Consider the following 24005-nt stretch of genomic DNA (forward strand, 5'->3'; position numbering starts at 1 on the left):
GCCACTAGGGTGGCGCGCATGGGTAAGGCATCACGTCGACCGCGCGGCGAGCGCGCTGACCGTTCCGCACGTCCGCTTCCGGCCCCGTTCGTGGCCCGTCCCTTCGAGGGCCTGCCCAACGAGACCGACTGGGTGGCGATGCGCGAGATCGTCCCGGCCGCGACCGCGACCGTGCGTTTCGCCAAGGGCAAGGCGCCCGAGGGCGCTCCCGACGAGGTGACGATCGCGACCGTGCTCCCGCTCGCCTGGCCGGGCCTGCACCGCGAGAGCGGCGAGGTCGTCGTCGGCATCCAGTCCGGCAACGGCAGTGGCGACACGAGCCGTGACATCGCGCAGGCCATCGCGCTCGCAGCCGTCGCCGAGGCCGGTTCGCCCGTCGCGACGCTGCCGGTCTCGATGGCGGACACCCCACGCCTGCAGGACGTCCTCGACACCGACGCGCCCTTCGAGATGCAGCTGCACGAGGGCTTCGACTTCTGGGTCGCGGACGCCGACCTCGACGCCGACGGCAAGGAGTCCCTCGAGCGCGCCAACGAGTCGGCCATCCCGACCGTGAAGCTCGAGGCCGCGCCGTCGGCCTTCTGGTGCCGCATCGGCGAACGCACCTACGTCCGCTGGGTGCTGCCGTTCGACGAGGATGCGGCCACGGGCGCCCTGGCTCGCCTGCACGCGGCCGGTGAGAGCCACCTCGGCGAGAACGGCCGTCTGCTCGGCTGCTTCCGCTCGAGCGGCCTGCTCATCCCGGTGTGGGAGGTCGACCCCGGCTCCGAGGCCGCCGACTTCGAGGCTCCCGTCGCGGCCATGAGGACGAAGATCGACGCCGCCGCCGCTGCCACCGAGCCGCTCACGGCCGCCGAGCGCGGTGCCAGGGCCGGGCTGACCAACCGCCAGGTCACCCTGCGCTGAGAGGACGGGTGACGATGACGACCCCGCCCCTGTCCGTCGCCGTCGTCATCCCGGCCAAGGACGAGTCGGCGCGGATCGCCGCCACGATCTGCGGGGTGCGAACGATCCCCGGCGTCCGTGTCGTCGTGGTCGTCGACGACGGCTCGACCGACGGCACCGCCGCCATCGCCGCCCGCGCGGGTGCCGAGGTGGTCCGCCTCCCGCGCAACCACGGCAAGGCAGACGCCATGATGAGCGGCCTCGGTCGCGTCACCGGGCTGCGCCGCGTCGGGCGGCTCGACGACAGCACAGCGGTGCTCTTTGTCGACGCCGACCTCGAGGCATCAGCCCAGGCCGTCGGCGCGCTCGTGGGACCCGTCGCCCGCGGCGAGGCCGACCTCACCATCGCGACCTTGCCTGCGCAGCAGGGCAGCGCCGGCGGGCACGGACTGGTCGTCGGCCTCGCCCGGCGCGGCATCGAGGAGCTGACCGGCTGGTCCGCGAAGCAGCCCCTCTCGGGGATGCGCTGCCTCTCGCCGGCCGCGATCGCTGCGGCGACGCCCTTCGCCCGCGGCTGGGGCGTCGAGGTGGGCATGACCGTCGACGTGCTCGATGCCGGCCTGACCGTCCTCGAGGTGCCGTGCGACCTGCAGCACCGGGTCACCGGCGCCGACTGGCGCGCCCAGGTGCACCGCGCCGCGCAGTATCGCGACGTCGCCCTGGCCCTCGGCGTCCGCCGGCTGCGCCGTCGCCTCGGCCCGGGCTGAACGGGCCGCGAGGGCGGCCTTGACCGGCTCCATGGCCCCGGAACGGGTCAGAGGTGGCGGTCGCGACGTCGGCGCACCGGCGCGTTGCGTGCCTCGATGGACAGGAAGTGCATGACCGCCGAGACGACGAGCGGCACGGTGAAGATCGCGGCCACCGGCGGGATCGCCGCGCCGGAGTCGTTGGTGAGGAAGCCGATGACGGCCATGACGATGACCGAGAGCAGGCCGCGGCGCATGATCGGGGCCTCCTCGAGCAGGCGCCGCAGCGGCTCCGTGCCGAAGGTGCCGGGCCGCAGCACGATGATGACCCCGACGACCATGAGCGCGACGACGAGGACGAGCAGGACCGGCAGGTGCACCGAGAGGGAGACGTTGGCCCACAGCTTGCGGGAGATGACGTCCCAGGCGCCGCCGTCGATGACCGTCTGGAGGAAGCGCCCCGGGTGCGAGCGCTCCGCCTCGGGCCGGCGCCAGTCGAGGTAGCACACGAGTCCGACGACGAGGCCGGCGACGAGCAGGACGATGGAGACGTTGCGCACCGAGGTGCGCCACCCCACGACGCCCATGAGCAGGAAGCCGAGCGCGGGCACCAGCGCGATGGGGCCGCCGAAGTCGGCCCCCCACGCCGGGAGCACGTCGACGGCGAGCGCCACGCCGCCCACGACGACGACGGCGAACACGGCGAGGCGCGGCGCGTTCCGGCGGACGAGCGCGTGCGCGAGGGCGGCGCACAGGAGCAGGACGGCGGCGGCATACAACGCGAAGGCGACGTTGCCCATGCCGTAGAAGCGACCGCCGACGAGCGGTTGGAGCCCGAAGATCGAGGAGATCTGCAGGCGCGACCCCGTGAGCAGGTCGATGCCGATGACCCCCGCGGTGATGGCCGACATCGCCGCCAGCGGACCGAGAGCCGAGCTGCTCCACGGGCCCTTCAGGCAGGCGAGGGCGAGCAGGGCGCTGACGACGAGCACGAGGACGAGGAGCATCGCGACGAGCGCGACGGTGTTCGTCGACGCCCGCCACCACGGCACGAGGTTCGCCAGGAAGGTGGCGGCGGGCATCGCCGCCGAGACGAGCCCCACGAGCCGCGCCAGGCGCAGCACACGCGCCCGCGTGAACCGTCGGTTCCACGGTCGGGCCCGTCGGACGACCAGCCACAGGACGAACATGGCGACGACGGTGCCGGCGAGCCAGAGGATGAGGAAGGGCGCGACGATGCGGTGCATCGCGTCGGCCTTGGTGTCGATGTCGGTGAGCGCCGTGAGCTTGCTGGCGGCGGTCGACTCGCTGTTGTTCGCCGAGGGGACGACGCTCAGGGCCCGGCCGCCGATCTCGGACTTCGCCTCGACGCCTCCACGCTGGAGGATCGTGGCCGTGATGTCGGACAGCTGGGCGACGCCGGTGAGTCGGGTGGAGGCGGACGCGAGCAGACCCGGTCCGTAGTGGGGACCGCTCGCCGTGAGCAGCCGCAGCCGTTCCTGCTGGTCGCGGTCGGCGAGCCCCGCCACCACGAGGTCGGCGCCGCTGGGCATGGCGTCCATGACGAACTCGATGCGGCGCTCGAGGCCGTTGATCCGTTCGAGGTGTCGCGTCGGGTTGGGGTCGGTCGTGTCGATGCCGCCGACGTCCACGATGCTGACCGGGCACTGGGCGAGGTCGGACACGAGGGTGGTCGCCTGGAACGGGGAGTACTTCGCGACCTTGCCGTCGGAGGTCGCGGCGGCGAGGGCGGCCCCCGGTCCGACCGTCTGGATGCACGTCTTCTGGGCCGCGAAGCTGTCGCCGAGCAGGCCCAGCTGGGCCCGGAACTCCGCCTCGCGGGACGCGGTCGCCAGGGCGCTGAAGCCGCTGATCCTGAAGCCGGAGGCGGCGTCGCCCGTGACCGAGGGGAGCGGGGAGCACTGCGGGCGCGCCTCGGTCGTGTCCGGTCCGGCCGCCTCACCGGCGGAGACCGTGGCCCAGCCGTCGGTGGGGCACGTCGTCAGGCGCAGGCTCTTGACCGACACCGAGGCTGCCGAGCCGTCGCGGAGCAGTCCCCAGAGGATCGGGGTGTCCTCGGCCGAGACGTCGTCCCACGACAGGCCCCCGAGCCCCACGACGACGAGCGACTGGCCCGGCTGCGGCGGCGTCGTGGGCGGCACGGGGACGGTGGTGCGCCCGGCATAGGCGAGGGTGAGAGCAGCCACCAGTGCCAGGAGCAGGACGACGAGCGTCTTGACGGGGTGGCGGCGGATCACGGGGGACAGACTACAAACCGGGCCTGTCGGCCCCCGGCACGGTCACGGGCTGGAACCGACGGGCCCCGCGCCACCTGCGCGGCTACCCTTGCCGATCGTGGACGCCTCGACGCTGACGACCCTGGCCATCGTGGCCGTCGCCGTCGCGCTGCTCGCCCTCGCGCTCGCCGTCGCCGCGCAGCAGCGGCTGGCCGGGGTGCGACGCGACTTCGCCGCGCTCGACGACGGCGGACAGACCGACATCGCGCGCGTGGCCGCCACCCAGAACCACCGCATCGACCGACTCACGGCCGAGCTGGCCGCGCTGCGGGAGCACGTCGCGAGCGCGGAGGACGACGTGCGCCAGAGCCTGCGCAACGTCGCCGTCGTGCGCTACGACGCGTTCGGCGACATGGGTGGGCGCCTGTCGTTCTCCGCCGCGATCGTCGACGATCTCGGCGACGGCATCGTCCTCAGCTCGATCCACGCCCGCGGCGAGTCCCGCACGTATGCCAAGGGCATCGTCGGCGGCCGGTCGAGCATCACCCTGACCCCCGAGGAGCAGCAGGCGCTGGCCTCGGCCACCAAGGACGAGCCGGGCCCGAGCCGCTCCGTGCGGCCGGCCGGCCGGCCCGACCTGACGAAGGACGCGTCGTGACGCCGCCCCGCACGCCCGCCGAGCTGCACCGCTTCGGCTACCTCGGTCCCCGCGGCACGTTCACGCAGATGGCGCTCGACGCGTGGGACGCCGCCGAGGGTCGGGATCACCTGCCTTTCGGGTCTGTCGACGCCGCCCTGTCGGCCCTGCGCGCCGGCGACATCGACGCGGCGATGGTGCCGATCGAGAACTCCGTCGAGGGCGGCGTCTCCGCGACCCTCGACTCGCTCGCGACGGGCGAGCCGCTCGTCGTCATCGGCGAGGTGCTCGTCCCCATCACCTTCGTGCTGTGCGCCCGACCGGGTACGCCGCTCGACCGGGTCCGCACCGTCGGCACCCATTCGCACGCCTGGGCCCAGGTGCGGGGCTGGATGAGTGGGCACCTGCCGGGCGCGGAGTACGTCCCGACACTGTCGACGGCGGCGAGCGCGGCGGCACTGGGCCAGCCCGGCGAGGTCATGTTCGACGCCGGGGTGTGTGCTCCCGTCGCCGCGCACAACGAGGGGCTCGAGGTCCTCGCCGAGGACATCGGCGACAACGCGTCGGCCGTCACGCGCTTCGTCCTCGTCGCGCGCCCGGGCACGCTGCCCGAGCCGACCGGCGCCGACAAGACCACCGTCGTGCTCTTCCAGCGCGAGGACCACGCCGGTGGCCTGCTCGAGCTGCTCGAGCAGTTCGCGGTCCGCGGCGTCAACATGACGCGGCTCGAGTCGCGACCGACCGGGGCGGCGATGGGGTCGTACTGCTTCTCCATCGACTTCGAGGGCCACCTCCTCGACGCCCGGGTCGGCGAGACGCTGATGGGTCTGCGCCGGGTCTGCGCCGAGGTGCGCTTCCTCGGGTCCTACCCGCGGGCCGACGGCGGTCGCCCCGACGCGCGTCCAGGCACCTCCGACGAGGACTTCGACCAGGCCCGGGCCTGGCTCGACGACCTGCGGGCCTGAGCCGTCCGACGCCGGGCCCGAACGGCCGGGTCAGCCGATCGTCGCGCCCATCTTGAGCAGGAAGAGCGTCTCCTCGCCGACGACACCGTCGTCCCCGACCCGGTTGGCCTGCTGGAAGCGCTGGACGACCTTCTTGGTCTCAGCGCCGAAGTCGCCGTCGACGGTGATGGTGCCGCCGGCTGCGCGGAGCGCCCGTTGGAGCGTCACGACCTCGGCGCCCTTCGACCCGACCTTGAGGGTCTGGGTGCCGAGCGAGCGTGAGATGAGCAGCACCCACATGCTGGCGTCGATGCGGCCGGGTGCGGGCCGCGGGCCCTCGAAGCTCGCCTCGACCTTCTTGACGGCCGCTCGCGTCTGGGCGCCGTAGACGCCGTCGACGGCCACGGGCCCGTAGGCGCCGTCGTCGAGGAAGCACTGCAGGGTCCGCACCGCCGCACCCTTCGCGCCGGGCTCGAGCACGGGGTATCCCGGCAGGGTCCGCTCGCACGAGCCCGCCACGCTGCCGGGATCGGTCGTCGGACCCGGGGCCGGCGTCGTCACCGTCGGGGTGGGCACGGTGGTGGTGCGCGTGGCGCTCGCAGTGACGGGCGCGCTCGGCGTCGGCTTCGTCGGGGTGAGCGGGTCGGCCGTGACCGTCGGGATGGGGCCGGTCGTGTCGTCACCGGCCGGTGTGGTCGCCGCGGTGGTCGGCGTCGTCTGCTGCGCCGTCGACGACCCCGTCGCCGTGGTCTGCGGTGCCGTGCTGCACGCCGACAACGTCATGCCCAGGACGACCGCCATTGCGACGGAGGCGAATCCGCCCCGCCGGCTTCCGGTGCTGCGAACGCCTGCCCTGACCTGCATCTGACTCCCCGAACTCACGCGGCGGCCCCGACGTCCGCTCACGTCCGCCAAGTATGCGCCACGGGTGGCGAGCGCAGGGGCGCGACGCGCGGCAACGGCATACGCCCCCGTTCTGCGGTTCGTCCCCTCCTGTGGGCAGGGGGAGGGGGCGCCGGTGCTGCCAGGCCCGACGCCCCACGACGGGACCGCCCCCATGGAAGTCCCGGTCCCTGCAGTCACCGGGCCTGCTGCCCCTCCGCAGCGCCCCCGAGGCACCCGATGACCGTTCCCCTGAACACCCAGAGTCACCGGCTCCCGTGGTGATACATCCCCGGACAAAGAGTTTTCGGAGGGCTGGATGTATCAGGAAACCGCATACGCACACTCAGTCGGGTGTAAGGGTCTTTCAACACCAGCCCGCCCCTCAGGAGGTTGTCGATGTCAGAGTCGGGTCCCGACGTCCCGCAGGGCGCGAACGGCGACGGTGCAGGCGACGGCTCACGTCGCCCCGAGCGACCGCCCGTCCGTGCGCTCGACCCGGCCACGGCGATGCGCCTGACCGACGGCCGCCCGCCCCTTCCCGCGCTCTACCTCTCCGACCGCCTGCTCGTGCGCAGTGCGACGGGTGGCGGACGGCCCCGAGGACTCGACGAGCTGCGCGCGGCCCTCGCCAGGCTCGAGCTCGACTTCCGGGTGACGCCGCGGCCCGACGGGAGCCCGCGTGACCTCGACCAGCCCACGTGGGGCACGAGCATCACGCTGACGCCGACCCGCTCGATCGACCCCGTCGACGCGTGGAGCGTGCTCCAGCGACTGCGCCAGGCCGGAGACCCGGTCGCCGAGCAGCTGAGTCTCGAGCACGTGCTCCGCCCGGCTGGCTACTGGGGTGGCGTGGGCTACTGGGGCGGGGTCGGCTACTGGGGTGGCGTGGGCGGTTACTGGGGGGGCGTGGGTGGCTACTGGGGTGGCGTCGGGGGGTCGGCCCTCCAGGAGTACGCCGTGCCGGGGCGCGGAGGCCGTATGCCGGTCGCCCTCGCGCTGCCCGACCCGCGTCTGCGAGCACGTCCCGTCGATCGCAGACCGGTCGTCGTCGTCCCCGACACGGCGATCGCCGCGCACCCGTGGTTCACGGACGACGAGGGAGTCGTCCGGATGGAGCTCAAGGACGGCCGGCTCGTGCCCCTCCTCACGGGGCCCGGCGAGCCGCCGATCTCGGCGCCGGCGCCGGCCGAGCCCGTCGGGCTGCTCCAGGGACACGCGACGTTCATCGCCGGGCTGGTCCGGCAGGGCTGCCCCGAGGCGACGATCCTGTCGATCCCGGTCATGGGCGACGACGGCGTCGTCGACGAGAGCGTCATGCTCGACGTCCTGCAGGCCCTGCTCGACCGGCACGTGCACGGACAGGAGAACGACGACGCGGCTGAGGTCGTCGACGTGCTGTCCCTGTCGCTCGGCTACTACGCCGAGGACCGCACCTACACGTCCGGACCCGTAGCCGACCTGCTCGACCGGTTCGCCGACAACGGGGTCCTCGTGGTCGCCGGCGTCGGCAACGACGGCACCGACGCGCCCTTCGTCCCGGCAGCGCTCGCGGCCGCCCCTCCGCAGCGGATCACCCGGGCGTCGGTGCCGCCGCTCGCCAGCGTCGGCGCGACCAACCCCGACGGCACGACCGTGGCGCTCTTCTCCAACAACCTCACGGTCGTCAGCGCGGTGCGCTCCGGGGTCTCCGTCGTCAGCACCCTGCCCCTCACGAACGGCATGGGTCAGCCCTCGGCCCAGGACTCTTCCGACGGCACGGTCCGCTGCACGGTCGACCCGGACGACTACACGGGGGGTTTCGGCGTGTGGAGCGGCACGTCGTTCGCCACTCCGGTCTTCGCGGCCGAGCTGGCTGCGGCCCTCATCGACGAGGGCGGCCTCACCGACGTCTCGTCGTCCACCATGCGCAAACGGGCCATCCGGGCGCTGCGCACCTGCATCGCGAGGACGCGGTCATGACACCCACCCCCACCGCACCCGACGGCCTCGGGACCCTCGCTGGTCAAGCGTTCTCCGCCTACCGCGCTGGTGACCGGGAGCGGCTCTCGGAGCTTGTCGACCTCGTGACGCCCGTGCTGTGGAACGCTGCGCGTTCCCAGGGCGGCGCGCCGGCGACGTGCGAGGACGCCATCCAGACCGCCTTCCTCCAGCTCGTCGACCGGGCCGACTCGATCAACGAGCCGGCGGCGGTGCTCGGCTGGCTCGTCGTCGTCGTCAAGCGCGAGGTCTGGCGCCTGGCGCGCGGGGCCCGGCGCGAGCTCGGCGTCGAGGAGGTGCCGGAGCCTCCGGCGCAACAGCTCGACCCCGAGGCGCAGTCCATCCTCTCCGAGCGCCAGCGCGTGCTGTGGAGGCACGTCTCGACCCTCACCCCGCGGTGCCAGGAGCTGCTCCGGGTCATCGCGTTCGCCGACCGTCCTGACTATGCCGCCATCGCGGAGTCGTTGGGCATGCCCGTCGGCAGCATCGGCCCGACCCGCGGCCGTTGCCTCCAGAAGCTGAGGACCACCCTCGGCTCCGACCCCGGATGGGCGGTCTGACATGACATCGCACACGGACGCCATCGATGCCCGCGACATCGCCAACCTGGGCCACGTGCGGGACCTCTTCGGTCACGCCGACCCCGTGCCGAGCGACCTCGCCGAGCGGGTCAAGTTCGCGATCACGGTGCACGCGCTGCACGCCGAGGTCGCCGAGCTGATGGACTCCGCGCTGCTGACGACGCGGGGCGCGGAGGTCACGGTTGAGCCGACTCCCACGGAGTCGGTGACCTTCACGGCTGCCTCGCTGAGCCTCATGGTCTCGGCCGGCCCGATGGACTCCGACGAGCTCGAGGACCGCGTCCGCGTCGATGGCTGGGTCACGACACCCGGCGCCCGGGTCCAGGCTGTGACGGCGGAGGGGAGCAGCTCGGTGATTTCGGATGCGAACGGCCGCTTCGTTCTGGATGATCTACCCCATGGGCCGGTGCACTTCGTCGTGACCGACCCGGGCAACGAGGACACGAGACCGGTCATCACCCCGACGATCCAGATCTGACGATCCCGACACACGTGGTGACCGGCCCTGAGCGAGAGGCCGGGCGGGAGCCATCGATCTGCTCGACAGTGCCCGCGCCCTGCGCGAGCAGGGCGCCGCGGACAACATGGCCGGGAGGCCGGTCGACGCTGCGCGCTCGCTGACGGCGGCACTGGACGAGATCGACCGGGTGGCCGGATCTGCTCCCTCGGCTGAGCGGCTGGAGCTGCGCTGCAAGACGCTCATCACGCTGGCCCTGACCGAGTTCATGCTGTCGGGGCTCGAGACGGCGTCAGCACGGCTCGCGGAGGCCGAGGAGCTCGTCGAGGACCTCGGCGACGACCGGCTCCGGGCGCGCCTGGACTACCAGCGCGCCAACATCCACGGCCGCGTCGGTGACCTCGCCTCGGCCTGGGACGGACTCGAGGGGGCCGTGCGCCGGCTCGATGCCTTCACCGAGCGCGAGCAGTGCTCGGTGCACCTGAGTCGGGGGATGCTGGCCTTCGAGCTGCTGCGGCCGCAGGAGGCTCTCGACTCCTTCGCGGAGGCGGCGCGCCTCGCGCACGAGCTGGGAGGGGCCGAGCAGGAGTTCATGGCTCGTCACAACGAGGGGTATGCGGCATACCTCCTCGGTGACATCCCGCGGTCGCTGGCCGGCATGGCTCGCGCCCAGGAGCTCGAGGCCGACGTCTTCCAGGGGCCGGCCCGGCTGGACCGCGCCCAGGTCCTGCTCGAGGCCGGGCTCGTGAAGGAGGCCGTGGAGGCACTGCACGCGGGACTTGCCGAGCTCGCCGGCGACGGGCACGACCAGATGCGAGCGGAGTTCGAGCTCGCCCTGGCCCGTGCCCACCGGCTCCTCGGGCACCTGGGCCTCGCCACGGGTGCCGCGGTGTCGGCCCGCGAGACCTACGGGCGCATCGGGGCGACCGCGTGGGCCGCCAAGGCGAGACTCGTCGAGCTGCTCGTGGACCTCGACCGGCAGCGGAGGACGCGTCGCGCGCAGGGACAGCCAGAGGCCGAGCCGGTCCCGCCTCTCGTGGGGGACACCACGGGCGACACCACGGGCGCTCTCGCTGCGGCCGCGACGGCCGACGAGCTCACCGAGACGGCGGCGGAGCTCGGAGACCCGGAGCTCGCTGACAGCGCTCGCGTCGTCGCGGCGCAGGCGCTCCTGCTCGCCGGGGACGCGGCGGCCGCGAACACCCGCCTGCTCAGCCTCGAGCGGGTCTCGACCGGCTCGCTGTCCGACGAGCTCGACGCGGCGGTCGTGACGGCGATGACGCTCGTGGCCACGGGCGACGTCACCCCGGCCCGGCGCATCCTCGTGCGGGCGTCCCGCCGGCTCGCGGCCGGCCAGCAGGGCAGCGCGAGCCTCGACCTGCGCACGGCTCGCGCGGTGCACGGCGCCCGGTTGTCCGAGCTGGACCTCGAGCTCGCCGTGCCGCGCGGCAGCGCCTCAGTGCTGGAGGCCCTCGAACGGTGGCGCAGCGCGACGGATCGGCTCCCGTCCCTCGGGCGACCCGACGACGAGCAGCTCGCCCAGCTCACGGAACAGCTGCGGTCCGTACGCGGCCACCTGCGCGGTGAGAACGACCCCGCGCAGGTCCGGGAGCTGCACGACCACGCCTCGCGCCTCGAACGGCAGATCCGCGACCGTGACTGGGCCCTGAGCCGCACCGTCGGGACGACCCGTGCTGCCCCGGTGCGGGTGCGCGAGGCTCGCGAGCACCTCAGCCGGGTCGACCGCGACCTCGTGTGGTTCTACCGGCACCGCGGCCGCATCGGTGCGGTCGGCGTCGTGGGCGGCCGGGCGACCATGCGGGAGCTCGTGGCGGCCGACCGCGCCGCCGAGCTGGCCCAGCGCGTACGCGTCGACCTCCGTGCTGCCGCCACGCACCACCTCGGCCCGCTAGCGGGAGCCGTCTGGTCCTCGCTTCGGGCGAGCGCGGCCGAGCTCGACGATGCCCTGCTTCGGCCGTGGCGTTCCGACCGCGGGCTCGTCGTCGTGACCTGTCCCGAGCTCTCAGCGCTCCCGTGGGCGCTGCTGCCCTCCATGGTCGGGCGGCCGTTCACCGTTGCCTTGTCGCTGACCTCATTCGCGCGGCGGGGTGTGGCACGTGACGACGCGCCCGGTGCCTCCGGTGCCTCCGGTGCCTCGGAGGTCCACGTCAGCGTCGGCCCGTCGGTGCCGCGCGCGTCGAGCGAGGGTCGGGCGATCGTCGGCACGTGGGGCGACGGGGCCCGCCTCGTGGAGCCCTCCCGGCGGGACGAGCTCGTAAATGCCCTGTCCCGGCCCGGCGTCGTCCACGTCGCCGCCCACGGCACGCACCAGGTCGAGTCGCCGCTGTTCTCGTCGCTCGTGCTCCACGACGGGCCGGTCTTCGCCCACGAGCTGCAGCCCACCGGCGTGTGCGCCGACCACGTGGTGCTCTCGGCGTGCGAGGTCGGCCTGACGTCTGCTCGCCCCGGTCACGAGTCCCTCGGCCTCGCCGTGTCGCTGCTCTCCCTCGGGGCGCGGTCGGTCGTCGCGGCGGTCTCGCCCGTGCCCGACGACGTCGCGGCGTCCACGATGACGCGACACCACGAGCTGCTGGCGTCCGGCCTGCCGAGCGACGAGGCGCTCGCCCGCGCCGTCGCCGAGACCGACGACGTCGCCGCCGCCTTCCTCAACCTCGGCGGCCAGCACCGCCCCTGAGGAGTCCCGGGTCAGGCGGCCTGGCGGCGCAGGTCCTTGATCTCCTGGCGCTTGCGCAGGGCCATGGCGAGGGCGATCTTGCGGGCATCGATCGAGATCTCCCGCAGCATCCCGGAGATGGGGTTGGTGTAGCCGGTGAACCAGAGCCCCTTCGCGCCCCGCGCCGTGCGTCCCCCGCGCTCGACGGGGCGGCCCTTGTCGTCGAGGACGCCGAGGTGGCCGATGAGCGGCTCGAGTCCCTGGGCGTACCCGGTCGCGAGGACGACGAGGTCGGGCCGAAGGCGCGTGCCGTCCGCGAGCACGACGCTGTCGCCGTCGAACTCGCGGAGCGCGGCGACCGGCTCGACCGCCCCGGACCGGATCGCGTCGATGATGCCGACGTCCTGCACCGGGATCGCGTTGTCGCGCTCGACGCGGGTCAGCAGGCCGGTGTCCGGTCGCGGCAGCCCCTGCGCCGACAGGTCCGGGGTCTGGATGCGCTCCACGACCGGCGCGACCCGGTCGACGAAGGCCGTGGGCAGATGGCGCACGGCGATGCCGGTGTACTGCGCGGCATACGGCCCGGTGTTGCGGCGCAGGATGTGCGGCACGGTGCGGACGGCCAGGCGCACGCGCGCAGCGCCGTGCTCGACGAGGTCGACGGCGAGCTCGGTGCCGGTGTTGCCCGTGCCGACGACGAGGACGTCCCTGCCGGCGTGTGCCGACCCGTTGCGGTAGTCGCGGGCCATCACGACCTCACCGGAATACTCCTGCAGCCCAGGCGCATCCGGCTCGCGCGGTGTGTGGTTGAACCCGGTCGCGACGACGGCGTACGGGGCGGTCAGGGTCGTCCCGTCCGCGAGGGTGAGGGTCCACGAGCCGCCGTCCGAGGACCGGTCGACACGGCGCACCTCGGTGTTCAGGCGGACATCGAGTCGGTGGTGGGCGGCATACAGCTCGAGGTAGCGCACGACGTCGTCGCGAGAGACCCAGCGGCCCATCTCCTTGGGGATGGGGAAGCCGGGCAGGCCGGAGAGCTCGCGCGGCGTGTGCAGGTGCAGGCGGTCGTAGTGCCCGCGCCACGACGTGCCGACGCCGTTGCTCCGTTCGAGGACGACGCCGTGCAACCCGCGGGCCTCGAGGGCGGCGGCCGTGGCCAGCCCGCCCGGGCCGGCACCGATGATGTATGCGTCGACCGGGACGCTGCGCTGGGTCACCGGGCCAACGTAGCGCCCACCCCGGCGGTTATCGGCAAACGGGGCTTCGACCCGGGGGCCGAGCAGCATGCTGGAGGCGTGACCCCTTCGTCGGTCCCGACTCCTCACCAGGAAGGGTCGGGAGCCGCGCCGAGCATGTTCACGCGCGAGCGGATCGGTGAGGGCGGCGCGGCCCGCGTCGCCACCCTCGTCGCGCTCCTCGACGCGCAGGAGCAGCAGCCGGCGGTCCGCCGGCTGCGCGACTGGGCCTTCGAAGCCCTCGCGCCTCAGCCGGGGGAGTCCGTCGTCGACGTCGGCGCCGGCACCGGCACCGAGCTGCGGCGCCTCGCCGAGGCGGTGGCCCCCGACGGGCGTGCGGTTGGCATCGAGCCGAACCCGGGCCTCCGGGAGGAGGGGTCGCGCCGGGCGGCCCTGACCGGGTCGGCCGCGACCCTCATGGACGGGGACGCCGCGGACCTGCCCTTCGCCGACGGCGCCGTCCACGTGCTGCGGTGCGAACGCGTCTTCCAGCACCTCCCCGACCCGCAGGCCGCGGCCCACGAGTTCGCGCGCGTCCTCGCACCCGACGGACGGGTGGCCGTGCTGGACAGTGACTGGGGGACCGTCATCAGCCACCCCGGCGACCCCGACCTCGTGCGCCGCTACGCCGAGGCGAACTGGCGGCGCATGGCCAACCCGTTCGCGGCCCGGCACCTGCCGAGCCAGCTCCGCGTCGCCGGGCTGGTCGTCGACGACGACATCGGCTCGGCAGCGCTCGTCATGCCGCCGCGTGCCCTGCTCGGCAGCGGTCTGATCCACCGCAACGCCGATGCCGCGGTGGAGGAGGGGGCACTGTCCCGCGCGGAGGCCGACCAGTTCCTGGCCGATGCGATGGCAGCCGCCAGCGCTGGGACGGCGTTCTTCTCCGTGACGATGTTCGGCGTCGTCGCGCGCAAGGTCGGATGACCCGAGCGGACACCTCAGTGGAGGCGGACCGGCACGTCGGCGCCGACGTGCTCCTCCAGCCAGGCCGTCAGCGGGCGCACCGAGCGCCAGGTGTTGCGAACCTCGGTCAAGGCCCGCTTCGTGCCGAGCCAGCCCGGCGCGCCGAAGTCGTGCATGACCATGAGCTCCTTGTGACGCAGCGTCTCGATGCGCGGGTGGTCGGCGGCATACCCCCTCGGTGTCGTCTTCACCTGCTCGCCGAGCACGTCGAAACGCTTGCCGCGCAGGGCGGCCAGGATGGACTCGAGCTCCAAACCGCTCGACGGCGCGTCGACGGCGGCGCGGAAGCGGGCGGTCTGTGCGGGGCTCGCCGCACGGAAGCCGCCACCGGCCCGCAGGCCGTCCGCACTCACCTGCACGTAGTAGCCGAGGACCGTGCCGGATCCGACGAGCGCACCCTGGTGCGTCTTGTAGGGCGACTTGTCGGCGCTGAAGCGCACGTCGCGGTTCGGCCGGAAGAGCTTGGCCTCACCGAACTCCTCCTCGAGGCCGTCGAGGAGGGCGAGCATCGGCTCACGGACGTCGCGCTCGTAGACGTCCTTGTGGGCGAGCCACCAGTCCCGGGAGTTGCGGTCCTCGAGCTCGGCATAGAACGACAGGGCACCGGCCGGGAAGCCGGAGAAGGAGGCTGGCGTGCTCATGTGGCAACTCTGGCACCGACGGCAGGTGGTCGGGCAAGCACGCCCCTCTGGCCGCTACTGGCTGACGCGCACCGTGAGGCATCCGGGACGCACCGTGGCACTGACCTCGCTCGCCTCGCCGATGACGTCACCGTCGATCTGGACGGGGACCGGACGGTCGGTGCGCACCCGGACCTCCTTGCACGCCTTGTGGTCGAGGGTCGGGTGACCCTTGCGCTGACGGGTGGCCACGCGGGTCGCGACCGGCACCCAACCGACGACGCCACGCGGTGACGCGATGACCGCGTCGAGCTGTCCGTCGTCGACCCGCGCGTTCGGCATGAGCACGAGACCGCCGAGGAGACGTCCGCAGTTGCCGATGACGACCATGCGGGCACGGCGGCGGAACTCGAGCTCGTCGTCGACCTTGACGGAGATGCGGAACTCGGGCGACACGAGGTGCTTGAGCCCGGAGACCATGTATGCCGGCCAGCCCACCTTGGCCTTGAGGTTCTCGTTGGTGCCGGCCATGATCTGCGCGTCCATCCCGATGCCGGCCATGACGAGGAAGGAGTGGGTCTCGGGGTCGCCCGACTCGTCGGGGGCGTCGTCCATCGGCGCCGCGCCGATGACGAGCTCGCCGACGTCGATGCGGCGGTTGCGGCCCGTCAGGGCGACGGTGACGGCCGTCTCGAGCGCGACGGGCAGGTCGAGGTTGCGGGCCAGCAGGTTGCCGGTTCCCGCGGGCAGGATGCCGAGAGCCGTCTCGGTGCCGACGAGCGCGCCGGCGACGTTGCGCACCGTGCCGTCGCCGCCGAGGGTGCAGACGATGTCGGCGCCGTCACGCACGGCCTGCGCGGCCTGCCCCTGGCCGGGGTCCTCCATGGTCGTCTCGTAGAAGAGCGGCTCGCCCCAGCCGTTCGCGAGACACGCGGCAGTGATCCGCGCGCGCACCGCGGGCAGGTCGGGGAACTTCGTGGGGTTGATGACGACGCCGGCGCGCTTGAGCGGCGCCGGCGCCTCGTCGCCGGCCCGGAAGTGGTCCCGGTGAGGGCGTGGGCGGCGGCGTCGCGTCGCGGTCGCCTCGGGCACGACGCGGGTCAGGACCAGCCCTCCGACCACCAGCGCCAGCACGACGAGGCCGGCGATGATCCACGGCAGGTAGTCCTTGAGCACGAAGACATACGGTATCCCGAGCGTGAACGGGTCCTGAACAGACGTCGGAAACGCCCGCGGCTCCCCATACCCTGAGCGCATGAGCGAGCCGATCACCGACCCCGGGCCCTCGACGCCCGACGACGCGGACTGGACGTGGGTCCTGACCCGGCCCTGCCCCGACTGCGGCTTCGACGCCACGGCCACCGATCCCGCCGACGTCCCCGCGATCCTCCGCGACGCCGGGAAGAGGTATGCCGCGGCGCTGCGCCGCGACGACGTGCGCACCCGCCCGGCCGAGGGCGTGTGGTCGCCGCTCGAGTACGTCTGCCACGTGCGCGACGTCTGCGACGTCATGCGCGCGAGGCTCGAGCAGATCCTCGGTGCCGGTGGCTCCCTCGTGCAGTTCGCCAACTGGGACCAGGACGAGACGGCCCTCGAGCGGCAGTACTGGCGCTGCGACCCGGACGTCGTGGCACGCGAGGTCACGGTCGCGTTCGAGAGGGCGGCGACGGCATACGCCCTCCCGACGGGTACGCAGTGGGAGTGGCCGGCCCTGCGCAGCAACGGCTCGACGTTCACGGCCCGCACGCTCTCGCTCTACTTCGTCCACGACATCCGCCACCACCTCTGGGACGTGATCGCATGACCCTGCCCATCGACGTCGCCCTCCGGCTGCCCGAGCCGCGCACGCCCGACCCGCACGACGCGCCGGCCATCCGCTGGGGCGTCCTGGCGCCCGGAGGGATCGCGCACGCCTTCGCCGACGCCGTCGCGGTCGGCACGGCCTCCTCGGTCGTCGCCGTCGGCTCGCGCAGCCGTGAGCGCGCCCTGGACTTCGCCGACGAGTTCGCGATCCCGCGCGCCTACGGCTCCTACGAGGAGCTCGTCGCCGACACGGAGGTCGACGCGATCTACGTCGCGTCGCCGCACTCCGAGCACCGCGACCACGCACTGCTCGCGATCGAGGCCGGCAAGCCGGTCCTCGTCGAGAAGGCCTTCACGCGCAGCGCCGCCGAGGCCCGCGAGGTGCTCGCGGCCGCCGGGCGGCAGGGGCTGCTCGTCGTCGAGGCCATGTGGAGCCGCTTCCTGCCGCACTACGACGTGGTGCGCCACGTCGTCGAGACCGGCCTCATCGGCGAGCTCGTCAGCGTCTTCGCCGACCACGGTCAGCGGCTCTACCCCGACGGCCCGGCCCGGCTCTCGCAGCCGGAGCTCGCGGGCGGGGCGCTGCTCGACCTCGGCGTCTACCCCGTGTCGTTCGCCGACCTCGTGCTCGGCGCCCCGACGTCCGTGTCGGCGGCCGGCACGCTGACCGACCTCGGCGTCGATGCCACGACGACCATCACGGTCACCGGAGCCGGGGGAGGCCACGGCGTCCTGTCCTGCACGATGGCCGGCGTCACGCCGTGCACCGCCGTCGTCGCGGGCACCGAGGCGCGGCTCGAGCTGTCCGGCACCTTCTACGGCGCCGGCTCGACGATCCGGCTCGTGAACCGCACCAACGAGGTCCTCGACGAGCGGCCCGGCGGTCTCACCGACGACGTGCGCGGCTTCTCCTACGAGGCGGCCGAGTTCGCCCGCTGCCTCGTCGCCGGCGAGACCGAGTCACCGCTCCTGCCGCACGCGACGACGCTGCGCGTCATGGAGACGATGGACGACGTACGCCGTCAGACCGGGGTCGTCTACCCCGGGGAGTGATGCCGGGGTCGGGCCGTCCGGAAGCTTCTTCGTCGCGGATGTCGATCGGGGGTCGTCCCACTCGTGGAAGGGGTGACAGCGCACGGCACCAGGCCGGCGCCCCCTGACCCGGGAGGGCACCATGACCACCACCGAATCTCGACACACCCAGACCGGCACCATCCCCAGCGTGGGCAAGTGCGGCGACGGGTGGACGCCGATGCACGTCACCCGCAGCCTGCTCGGCTGGGGCGCCGTCGCTGGTCCGTTCTACGTCCTCGTCTCGCTGGGCCAGGCCGTCACCCGCCCGGGATTCGACCTCACCCGCCACGAGTGGAGCCTCCTCGAGAACGGCGACCTCGGCTGGGTGCAGGTCAGCAACTTCGTCCTCACCGGGCTGATGCTGCTCGCCTTCGCGGTCGGTCTGCGGCGCGCGCTTGCGGGTGGGCCTGGCGACCGGTGGGCTCCACGGCTCACCGGCGTCTTCGGCGCCGGTCTCGTGGCTGCCGGCCTCCTGCGTGCGGACCCGGCGCTCGGCTTCCCTGTCGGGACGCCGGAGGGCGTCGGCGTCGTGACCGCCCACGGCATCGGGCACTTCGCGGCCGCAGGCGTCGGCTTCGTCGCGATCGCAGCCGCGTGCTTCGTGCTCGGGCGTCGGTTCAGGGCCGAGGGCGGACGTCGGGTCTCCCTCTTCTCGCGGGTGACCGGTGTCGTCTTCATCGGCGGCTTCCTCTGCGTGGCCTCCGGCGCGGGTAGCGTCGCAGCCAACCTGCTCTTCACCGGTGCGGTGGTCCTCGTCTTCTCCTGGCTCGCCGTCGTCGCCGTCCACCTCTACCGCTCGCTCGCCGACGGACCCGCACCCACGCGGTCCTGACCGACCAGACCCAGACGACAAGGAGATTCCCATGCGTTACATCAGCGTCCTCAAGGGCACCCAGCCAGCAGGTCCGCCGCCCGAAGGTCTCATGGCGGCGATCATGAACCTCGGCGGCGAGGCCACGGCGTCGGGCGCGCTGCTCGACAACGCCGGCCTGGCGCCCAGCGCAGCAGGTGCGCGCGTCACCGTCGCCGGAGGTGAGCTGTCCGTCATGGACGGCCCGTTCACGGAAGCCAAGGAATACATCTCGTATGCCGTCTACGACGTGCGCTCCAAGGAGGAGGCCGTCGAGTGGACGTCGCGCTTCATGCAGCTCCACGCCGACCTGTGGCCCGGATGGCAGGGCGAGTCGGACGTCATCAAGATCATGGGGCCGGAGGATTTCGGACCGCCGCAGTGACGTCAGCTCGTCCGTTCGGGGTGGGTCCGCGGCCTAGGGTCGAGGGGTGACGGATGCGTCGGGCCAGACCGGGGGTGAGGCTGCCGCGCGGCGCGCCGTCGAGGCGGTCTGGCGCATCGAGTCCGGTCGCCTCATCGCGAGCCTTGCCCGCGTGACCGGCGATGTGGCGCTCGCGGAGGACAGCGCCCAGGAGGCGCTGGTCGCGGCGCTCGAGCAGTGGTCGGCTTCCGGCATCCCACCCAACCCGGGGGGCTGGCTCATGACGACCGCCAGGCGTCGGGCCATCGACGCCCACCGTCGCACGGCGACCCACGAGCGCAAGGTTGCCGTCCTCGCGCGGGACCTCACGGCCGATGAGTCCGGCGTCGACTCGGACGGCCACGTCGACGCCCTGGACGACCACATCGGTGACGACCTGCTGCGACTCGTCCTCACCGCGTGCCACCCGGTGCTGTCGCTCGAGTCGCGGGTCGCCCTGACGCTGCGCTGCCTCGCCGGGCTGTCGACAGACGAGATCGCCCGAGCCTTCCTCGTCCCCGAGGCGACCATGGCTCAGCGCATCGTTCGCGCCAAGAAGACATTGAGCGACAAGCAGATCCGCTTCGAGCTGCCGTCACGCGACGAGCTCGCCACTCGTCTCTCGTCCGTCCTCGAGGTCGTCTACCTCGTCTACAACGAGGGGTATGCCGCCACGGCCGGAGAGGACTGGGTGCGGCCTGCGCTCTGCCAGGAGGCGATGCGCCTCGGCCGCCTCCTCGCCGTCCTCACGCCCGAGGAACCGGAGGTGCACGGCCTGCTGGCGCTCATGGAGCTGCAGGCTTCGCGACTGCCGGCCCGCGTCGGTCAGGGGGGAGAGCCGGTGCTGCTACCCGACCAGGACCGCCGCCGGTGGGACCGGCTCCTCATCAGGCGCGGCCTTGCCTCCCTCAGGCGCGCCGAGGAGTTCGAGCGGCCGCTCGGGCCCTACACGGTCCAGGCCGGGATTGCCGCGTGCCATGCGCGCGCCCTGAGCGCGGAGGACACAGACTGGAGGCGCGTCGCGGATCTCTACGCCGTGCTCGCCGCCATCTGGCCGTCTCCGGTTGTCGAGGTGAACCGCGCAGTCGCCGTGGGCTTCTCGTCAGGCCCAGACGCGGGGCTCGCGATCATCGACGCGGTCGTGGCTTCGGGGCGTCTTGCGGACTACCCGCACCTGCACGCGGTGCGCGGCGACCTGCTCGACCGCGGCGGACGGCATACGGAAGCGGGCGACGCGTTCGAGCGTGCGGCCGGGCTGACACGGAGCGAGGCCGAACGGACCATGTTCAGCGGGCGGGCCTCGGCTGCCCGCGACCACGGCCGCCCCTGACGGGGAGTCCACCAAGCGCGGGCACGCGACCACTGCGCGTGCCCGCGTGCCTTGCGTCAGGCCTTCAGTTGGGGCAGACGGCCGGGTTGGGATTCGGCTTGTCGATGCGTCGAGGGAAGCCCGCCGGCACGAACGAGACCACGTAGACGTGGTCAACGACCTGGGTGTTGTTGCGCACGACGTGCAGGTCCCCACCTTCGTCCACGAAGGTCGATCCGAGCGGGGACCCGGGCCCGTACAGCTGCGGCTTGCAGGAGGGTGCGTGGTAGACGCTCAGCATGCCTGACTTGACGATCACCAGGCTGGGTCCCGGATGGCTGTGCCAGCCGAAGGTGCCTCCCGGCGCGATGATGTTCTCGAGGATGTGGACATCGGTGGCTCCTTGGGCAGAGATCCTGACCCTCCAGAACTCCTTGGCGGCACCGGGGTCCACGTCGGTCTTGGCCTTGACATCGATCCCGCCCTGGAAACGCCCGACGACCGGCGACCATGGTGGGTTGGTGACGCCCGAGGGTGGGGTCGCACTGGCGGCCCCGCCGTAGAGGGCGGCGCCCGAGAGCCCCAGAACAGCCGCCACGATCAGTTTCCGTCTCATTGTTCCGTCCCTTTCGACATGAGGGCCTCGACCACACGGATCGGGTCGAGCCCGGCGCCCTGCGCGGTCAGCGCAGAGTGGTGTGCCGACGGCGCGCGGAAGACGTAGAAGGAGGTCTCGTCCTCGGGGACGTGGATCACGAACTCGAATCGGACGGTCGTGCCCTCCCGCGTCAGCTTCGCCGCAGCCGCTCGGACCCGGGCCTCACGGGCACGGCGCTCTCGCGTCTCTTCCCGAGAGAGGTAGGTCTCGACGACGTAGTTCGGCATGCCTGACGGTAGGGCGGTGGCCGGTCGAGAGGAATCGTCAGAACCCCTCGACATTGCGCTCTATGGCTGGTCAGCGGTGTGGAACCGGCCGGCGAGCTCCGTGCGCGACCGCACGCCGAGCTTGAGGTAGATGTGGGTCAGGTGGCTCGCCACGGTGCGCTCCGCGAGGAACAGGGCGGCTGCGATCTCGCGGTTGGTCCGACCCTCGGCCACGAGCGAGGCGACGCGCTGCTCGGCCGGTGACAGTCCGTCGGCGCGCGTGCGCCCACCGATGTGGCCGAGCTCGGCGCGGGCCGTCTCGGCCCAGCAGCCGGCGCCGAGCGCCTCGAAGGTCTCGAGGGCGTCCGCGGTCGCCGCTCGGGCCGGGCTCTTCTGCCGGGCGCGCCGCCTGACCGTGCCGAGCATCAGCTGCGCGCGGGCACGGCCGAAGGGATCACCGACGGCACCATGCTCGGTGACGGCCTGCCCCAGCAGCGCCAGGGCACCCTCGACGTCCCCGATGGCCGCCGCGACGAATCCGCGACATCGGGTCACGTGAGCCAGCGTCCACTCACGTGCGGTGCGGGTTGCGTCCGTGGCCCAGAGGTCGAGGAGGTCGACGGCGTCGTCGACGCGGCCGTGCTCGAGGAGGAGCTCGACGTGGTCCGGCGTCCACCACCGCACGCTCGGCTCGCTCCAGCCCAGCACGGCCGCCGTCCGGTCGGCCTGGGCGAGATGACCGAGAGCGGCGGAAGGATCCCCACTCCACCGGGCGACCATGCCCAGCACCGCCACATGCTGGGGCGGGTGGAAGCCGAACTGCTCGTCGGCCAGGACCATCGCGCGCTCGGTGTGCTCGCGGGCCAGCTCCAGCTCACCTCGATGCACGGCGATGACGGCGATCGGCAGGTGGTCCTGCGGCACCTCGTGGCCGTACTGGCTGGCGATCTCGTGGGCGTGGGCGGCATGCTGCCCAGCGAGCTCCCAGTGCCCCGCCCAGAACTCGACCCAGGCGAGTCCCCACAGCGCGCGAGCACTCCGTGGTTCGTCCCGTTCCGACCACGCGGCGTACTCGCCGTCGAACAGGGCGCGGGCCTGTCCTCTTGTCGAGACGGGCGCCAGGGTGTGCACGATCGCCAGCGTCGCCTCCTGCACCAGCCGTTCTCCGCCGAGGGAGCTCGGCAGGTGCTGGGTGAGGGACACCAGATCGGCCGGCGTCGGTGCGGGGCCGGCGAACCAGTCGAGGATCGCCTGGACAGCCCGGGCCCGCGATCGAAGCCCAGCGTCGCCCAACCCCTCGGCGAGCTCGAGGGCCGCAGCCGCATGGTCGAATCCCGGCTGGAAGCGCATCGCCCAGGCCAGCCGGCAGTGGATCATCGACTGGAGCGCGGGTGAGCTCGTCTCCCTCAACGCCTCGAGGAGGAACTCGGCGACCCTGTCGACGCTCAGCTCGGCCAGAAGAACCAGGGCCTCCGCGCGCCAGTAGCCGAGCTCCGTCTGCTCCATGAGGTCGGTGGCCATGGTCCGGGCGCGCGTCCACTCCCCGGCGACCTGATGGGTACGAGCCGATGCCAGCGTTCGGCGACATCGTGCCTCGGGCTCATCCGACGGGGTCAGCCTGAGGGCGTGCTCGGCGAGCTCCGCCGCGGCCGCCACCGCCCCGCGCTCGCGCGCCAGCACCACCGCTTCGTCGAGCACGCACGCCACCTCGGCGTTCGCGTGGTCCTTTGACAGGGCCAGGTGGCGGGCCCGGACCAGAGGGTCCTCGGACAGTCGGGCCACCGTCGCGTGAACGCGCCACCGGCTTTCGCCGAGGTCGCGGTAGACGACCGAGGCCAGCAGCGGGTGGGTGAACCGGATCGTCCCGTCGATCAGCTCGATGACGTGCGCAGCGACGGCAGGTTGGACGACGCTGGGCTCGATCCCGGTCCGCTGCAGCATCGACTCCGGGAGCGAGCCGAACGCCGCCACGAAGGACAAGGCCTGCAGGGTCGGGCCGGGCAGCCCGGCGATCCTCGCACCCAGCAGGTCCTCGAGCGTCTTCGGCACCGGGAACGGCTCTGACGGGGTGCGGTCCGTACTCAGGACCCGGGCCAGCTCCATGGCGAAGAACGGGTTCCCGCGCGACTGCTCACGGATACGCAGCAAAGTCTGCCGGCCGAAGCTGGTCCCGAGGCGGTCGAGGAGCAGACGGTGCAGGGCTCCGACGCTCAGCGGCCCGACCGGCAGGCGCAGCAGGTGCTCTGGAGGGAGCGCGTCCTCAACCGGGTGGGGCTGCGGACTGTCGAGCAGCCGCCGAGTGAGCAGCACCAGAACCGGACTGGTCCGGAGCCTGCGGAACGCAAAGGCGAGCGCGGCGGATGAGGACGCATCCAGCCACTGGACGTCATCGACGGCAACCAGGACCGGTGCGTGCTCGCCGAGCTGCTGGAGCACATCGCGCACCGCGAGGGCGACGGCACGGTGGTCCACCGGGGCGCCGGAGCCCGGGTCTCGGAGCATCGCGACGCCGAGCGCACTGCGCCGGGGGGCCGCCAAGGTCGGCAGCGCCTCGTCGAGGACCTCTTCGAGCAGATCGCCGAGGCCGACATGGACAAGGGTCCGCTCCGCCTCGGCCGGCCGCGACGAGAGCACCCTCAGCCCCCAAGCCCGAGCCTGGGCCACGCCCTCGAGCCAGAGCGTCGACTTGCCGATGCCCGCTTCACCCTCCAGCACCAGCGCGGAAGGTGAGTCGGGCACCCCGGCGACGAACGCGGAGACAGACGCGCGCTCCACGTCCCGCCCGACGGTCTCCGACCCCGACATGCTCCCGCCTCCTCTGGAACGGGTCCCCACTCGCACCGGTCGCCACGCCTTGC

The 24005-nt window shown here is 72.8% G+C and carries 22 protein-coding genes; 14 read left to right on the plus strand and 8 right to left on the minus strand.

Going from position 1 to position 24005, the window contains the following annotated elements; translation table 11 throughout:
* Window positions 1-18 precede the first annotated feature (18 nt).
* Both AB4030_RS08105 and AB4030_RS08110 read left to right on the plus strand, forming a co-directional pair.
* Window positions 19-906: a DUF5926 family protein gene (locus AB4030_RS08105; protein ID WP_442278698.1), complete on the plus strand. Its 888-nt coding sequence runs from the start codon at window positions 19-21 to the stop codon at window positions 904-906.
* A gap of 14 nt (window positions 907-920) precedes the next feature.
* Complete coding sequence (locus AB4030_RS08110; RefSeq protein ID WP_442278699.1) at window positions 921-1652, plus strand: glycosyltransferase; 732 nt, start codon at window positions 921-923, stop codon at window positions 1650-1652.
* Window positions 1653-1699: 47 nt separating this feature from the next.
* Here AB4030_RS08110 and AB4030_RS08115 read toward each other — a convergent pair whose 3' ends face one another.
* Window positions 1700-3889, minus strand: a complete 2190-nt coding sequence (locus AB4030_RS08115; RefSeq protein ID WP_442278700.1) for a hypothetical protein — start codon at window positions 3887-3889, stop codon at window positions 1700-1702.
* Window positions 3890-3986: 97 nt separating this feature from the next.
* Here AB4030_RS08115 and AB4030_RS08120 point away from each other — a divergent pair, with 97 nt between their 5' ends.
* Together AB4030_RS08120 and pheA are read left to right on the plus strand one after the other, a co-directional pair.
* On the plus strand, window positions 3987-4526 hold the full coding sequence (locus AB4030_RS08120; RefSeq protein WP_442278701.1) for a DUF4446 family protein: 540 nt from the start codon (window positions 3987-3989) through the stop codon (window positions 4524-4526).
* Complete coding sequence (gene pheA, locus AB4030_RS08125) at window positions 4523-5470, plus strand: prephenate dehydratase (protein ID WP_442278702.1); 948 nt, start codon at window positions 4523-4525, stop codon at window positions 5468-5470. The genes AB4030_RS08120 and pheA overlap by 4 nt, the downstream gene beginning before the upstream one ends.
* 30 nt (window positions 5471-5500) lie before the next feature.
* Here pheA and AB4030_RS08130 read toward each other — a convergent pair whose 3' ends face one another.
* Complete coding sequence (locus AB4030_RS08130; RefSeq protein WP_442278703.1) at window positions 5501-6250, minus strand: peptidoglycan-binding domain-containing protein; 750 nt, start codon at window positions 6248-6250, stop codon at window positions 5501-5503.
* 480 nt (window positions 6251-6730) lie between these two features.
* On the opposite strand from AB4030_RS08130, the gene AB4030_RS08135 reads away from it, so the two are divergent.
* The 4 genes from AB4030_RS08135 to AB4030_RS08150 all read left to right on the plus strand — a co-directional run bounded on the left by AB4030_RS08135 (window position 6731) and on the right by AB4030_RS08150 (window position 12044).
* Complete coding sequence (locus AB4030_RS08135) at window positions 6731-8293, plus strand: S8/S53 family peptidase (protein ID WP_442278704.1); 1563 nt, start codon at window positions 6731-6733, stop codon at window positions 8291-8293.
* Window positions 8290-8871, plus strand: a complete 582-nt coding sequence (locus tag AB4030_RS08140) for an RNA polymerase sigma factor (RefSeq protein WP_442278705.1) — start codon at window positions 8290-8292, stop codon at window positions 8869-8871. Before AB4030_RS08135 ends, AB4030_RS08140 begins: the two co-directional genes overlap by 4 nt.
* A gap of 1 nt (window position 8872) precedes the next feature.
* Window positions 8873-9370 carry a hypothetical protein gene (locus tag AB4030_RS08145; RefSeq protein ID WP_442278706.1) on the plus strand — a complete coding sequence of 166 codons (498 nt, stop codon included), beginning with the start codon at window positions 8873-8875 and terminating at the stop codon, window positions 9368-9370.
* A gap of 106 nt (window positions 9371-9476) precedes the next feature.
* Entirely contained in the window at window positions 9477-12044 is a 2568-nt protein-coding gene (locus AB4030_RS08150) for a CHAT domain-containing protein (protein ID WP_442278707.1), read from the plus strand.
* 11 nt (window positions 12045-12055) lie between these two features.
* Here the strand turns inward: AB4030_RS08150 and AB4030_RS08155 are convergent, their stop codons facing one another.
* On the minus strand, window positions 12056-13240 hold the full coding sequence (locus tag AB4030_RS08155; protein WP_442278708.1) for a flavin-containing monooxygenase: 1185 nt from the start codon (window positions 13238-13240) through the stop codon (window positions 12056-12058).
* 78 nt (window positions 13241-13318) lie between these two features.
* Between AB4030_RS08155 and AB4030_RS08160 the strand changes: the two genes are divergently transcribed.
* Complete coding sequence (locus AB4030_RS08160; RefSeq protein WP_442278709.1) at window positions 13319-14185, plus strand: methyltransferase domain-containing protein; 867 nt, start codon at window positions 13319-13321, stop codon at window positions 14183-14185.
* 14 nt (window positions 14186-14199) lie between these two features.
* Here the strand turns inward: AB4030_RS08160 and AB4030_RS08165 are convergent, their stop codons facing one another.
* Together AB4030_RS08165 and AB4030_RS08170 are read right to left on the minus strand one after the other, a co-directional pair.
* A complete protein-coding gene (locus tag AB4030_RS08165) occupies window positions 14200-14865 on the minus strand; it encodes a DUF2461 domain-containing protein (protein WP_442278710.1) in 666 nt (221 codons plus the stop codon).
* A gap of 54 nt (window positions 14866-14919) precedes the next feature.
* Entirely contained in the window at window positions 14920-16020 is a 1101-nt protein-coding gene (locus tag AB4030_RS08170; RefSeq protein WP_442278711.1) for a diacylglycerol/lipid kinase family protein, read from the minus strand.
* Window positions 16021-16099: 79 nt separating this feature from the next.
* On the opposite strand from AB4030_RS08170, the gene AB4030_RS08175 reads away from it, so the two are divergent.
* The 5 genes from AB4030_RS08175 (at window position 16100) to AB4030_RS08195 (ending at window position 20304) form a co-directional block, all read left to right on the plus strand.
* Window positions 16100-16648: a DinB family protein gene (locus tag AB4030_RS08175; protein WP_442278712.1), complete on the plus strand. Its 549-nt coding sequence runs from the start codon at window positions 16100-16102 to the stop codon at window positions 16646-16648.
* Window positions 16645-17700, plus strand: a complete 1056-nt coding sequence (locus AB4030_RS08180; protein WP_442278713.1) for a Gfo/Idh/MocA family protein — start codon at window positions 16645-16647, stop codon at window positions 17698-17700. Before AB4030_RS08175 ends, AB4030_RS08180 begins: the two co-directional genes overlap by 4 nt.
* A 121-nt stretch (window positions 17701-17821) precedes the next feature.
* Window positions 17822-18553: a DUF998 domain-containing protein gene (locus AB4030_RS08185; RefSeq protein WP_442278714.1), complete on the plus strand. Its 732-nt coding sequence runs from the start codon at window positions 17822-17824 to the stop codon at window positions 18551-18553.
* A 31-nt stretch (window positions 18554-18584) separates the two neighbouring features.
* Window positions 18585-18956 carry a YciI family protein gene (locus AB4030_RS08190; protein ID WP_442278715.1) on the plus strand — a complete coding sequence of 124 codons (372 nt, stop codon included), beginning with the start codon at window positions 18585-18587 and terminating at the stop codon, window positions 18954-18956.
* 46 nt (window positions 18957-19002) lie between these two features.
* Window positions 19003-20304, plus strand: coding sequence for an RNA polymerase sigma factor (locus tag AB4030_RS08195; RefSeq protein WP_442278716.1), 1302 nt, complete (start codon window positions 19003-19005; stop codon window positions 20302-20304).
* A gap of 64 nt (window positions 20305-20368) precedes the next feature.
* Here AB4030_RS08195 and AB4030_RS08200 read toward each other — a convergent pair whose 3' ends face one another.
* Genes AB4030_RS08200 through AB4030_RS08210 form a run of 3 tightly spaced genes read right to left on the minus strand, consistent with a single transcriptional unit; the run spans window position 20369 to window position 23952 of the window.
* A complete protein-coding gene (locus AB4030_RS08200; RefSeq protein WP_442278717.1) occupies window positions 20369-20899 on the minus strand; it encodes a cupin domain-containing protein in 531 nt (176 codons plus the stop codon).
* The gene (locus tag AB4030_RS08205; RefSeq protein WP_442278718.1) at window positions 20896-21168 is read right to left on the minus strand and encodes a hypothetical protein; all 273 of its coding nucleotides are present in this window, start codon (window positions 21166-21168) and stop codon (window positions 20896-20898) included. The genes AB4030_RS08200 and AB4030_RS08205 overlap by 4 nt, the downstream gene beginning before the upstream one ends.
* Window positions 21169-21228: 60 nt before the next feature.
* Window positions 21229-23952: an AAA family ATPase gene (locus tag AB4030_RS08210; protein ID WP_442278719.1), complete on the minus strand. Its 2724-nt coding sequence runs from the start codon at window positions 23950-23952 to the stop codon at window positions 21229-21231.
* Between the last annotated feature and the right edge of the window lie 53 nt (window positions 23953-24005).

This window comes from Terrabacter sp. 2YAF2 (assembly GCF_052114705.1).
Taxonomy (GTDB): Bacteria; Actinomycetota; Actinomycetes; order Actinomycetales; family Dermatophilaceae; genus Terrabacter.

Bases quoted from the DNA above. Each gene is read 5' to 3' on its own strand.
- AB4030_RS08110 (WP_442278699.1), top strand. From the start codon at position 921: ATGACGACCCCGCCCCTGTCCGTCGCCGTCGTCATCCCGGCCAAGGAC.
- AB4030_RS08165 (WP_442278710.1), bottom strand. From the start codon at position 14,865: ATGAGCACGCCAGCCTCCTTCTCCGGCTTCCCGGCCGGTGCCCTGTCG.
- AB4030_RS08210 (WP_442278719.1), bottom strand. From the start codon at position 23,952: ATGTCGGGGTCGGAGACCGTCGGGCGGGACGTGGAGCGCGCGTCTGTC.
- AB4030_RS08130 (WP_442278703.1), bottom strand. From the start codon at position 6,250: ATGGCGGTCGTCCTGGGCATGACGTTGTCGGCGTGCAGCACGGCACCG.
- AB4030_RS08145 (WP_442278706.1), top strand. From the start codon at position 8,873: ATGACATCGCACACGGACGCCATCGATGCCCGCGACATCGCCAACCTG.
- AB4030_RS08105 (WP_442278698.1), top strand. From the start codon at position 19: ATGGGTAAGGCATCACGTCGACCGCGCGGCGAGCGCGCTGACCGTTCC.
- AB4030_RS08180 (WP_442278713.1), top strand. From the start codon at position 16,645: ATGACCCTGCCCATCGACGTCGCCCTCCGGCTGCCCGAGCCGCGCACG.
- AB4030_RS08205 (WP_442278718.1), bottom strand. From the start codon at position 21,168: ATGCCGAACTACGTCGTCGAGACCTACCTCTCTCGGGAAGAGACGCGA.
- AB4030_RS08135 (WP_442278704.1), top strand. From the start codon at position 6,731: ATGTCAGAGTCGGGTCCCGACGTCCCGCAGGGCGCGAACGGCGACGGT.
- AB4030_RS08140 (WP_442278705.1), top strand. From the start codon at position 8,290: ATGACACCCACCCCCACCGCACCCGACGGCCTCGGGACCCTCGCTGGT.
- AB4030_RS08190 (WP_442278715.1), top strand. From the start codon at position 18,585: ATGCGTTACATCAGCGTCCTCAAGGGCACCCAGCCAGCAGGTCCGCCG.
- AB4030_RS08150 (WP_442278707.1), top strand. From the start codon at position 9,477: ATGGCCGGGAGGCCGGTCGACGCTGCGCGCTCGCTGACGGCGGCACTG.
- AB4030_RS08200 (WP_442278717.1), bottom strand. From the start codon at position 20,899: ATGAGACGGAAACTGATCGTGGCGGCTGTTCTGGGGCTCTCGGGCGCC.
- AB4030_RS08185 (WP_442278714.1), top strand. From the start codon at position 17,822: ATGACCACCACCGAATCTCGACACACCCAGACCGGCACCATCCCCAGC.
- AB4030_RS08175 (WP_442278712.1), top strand. From the start codon at position 16,100: ATGAGCGAGCCGATCACCGACCCCGGGCCCTCGACGCCCGACGACGCG.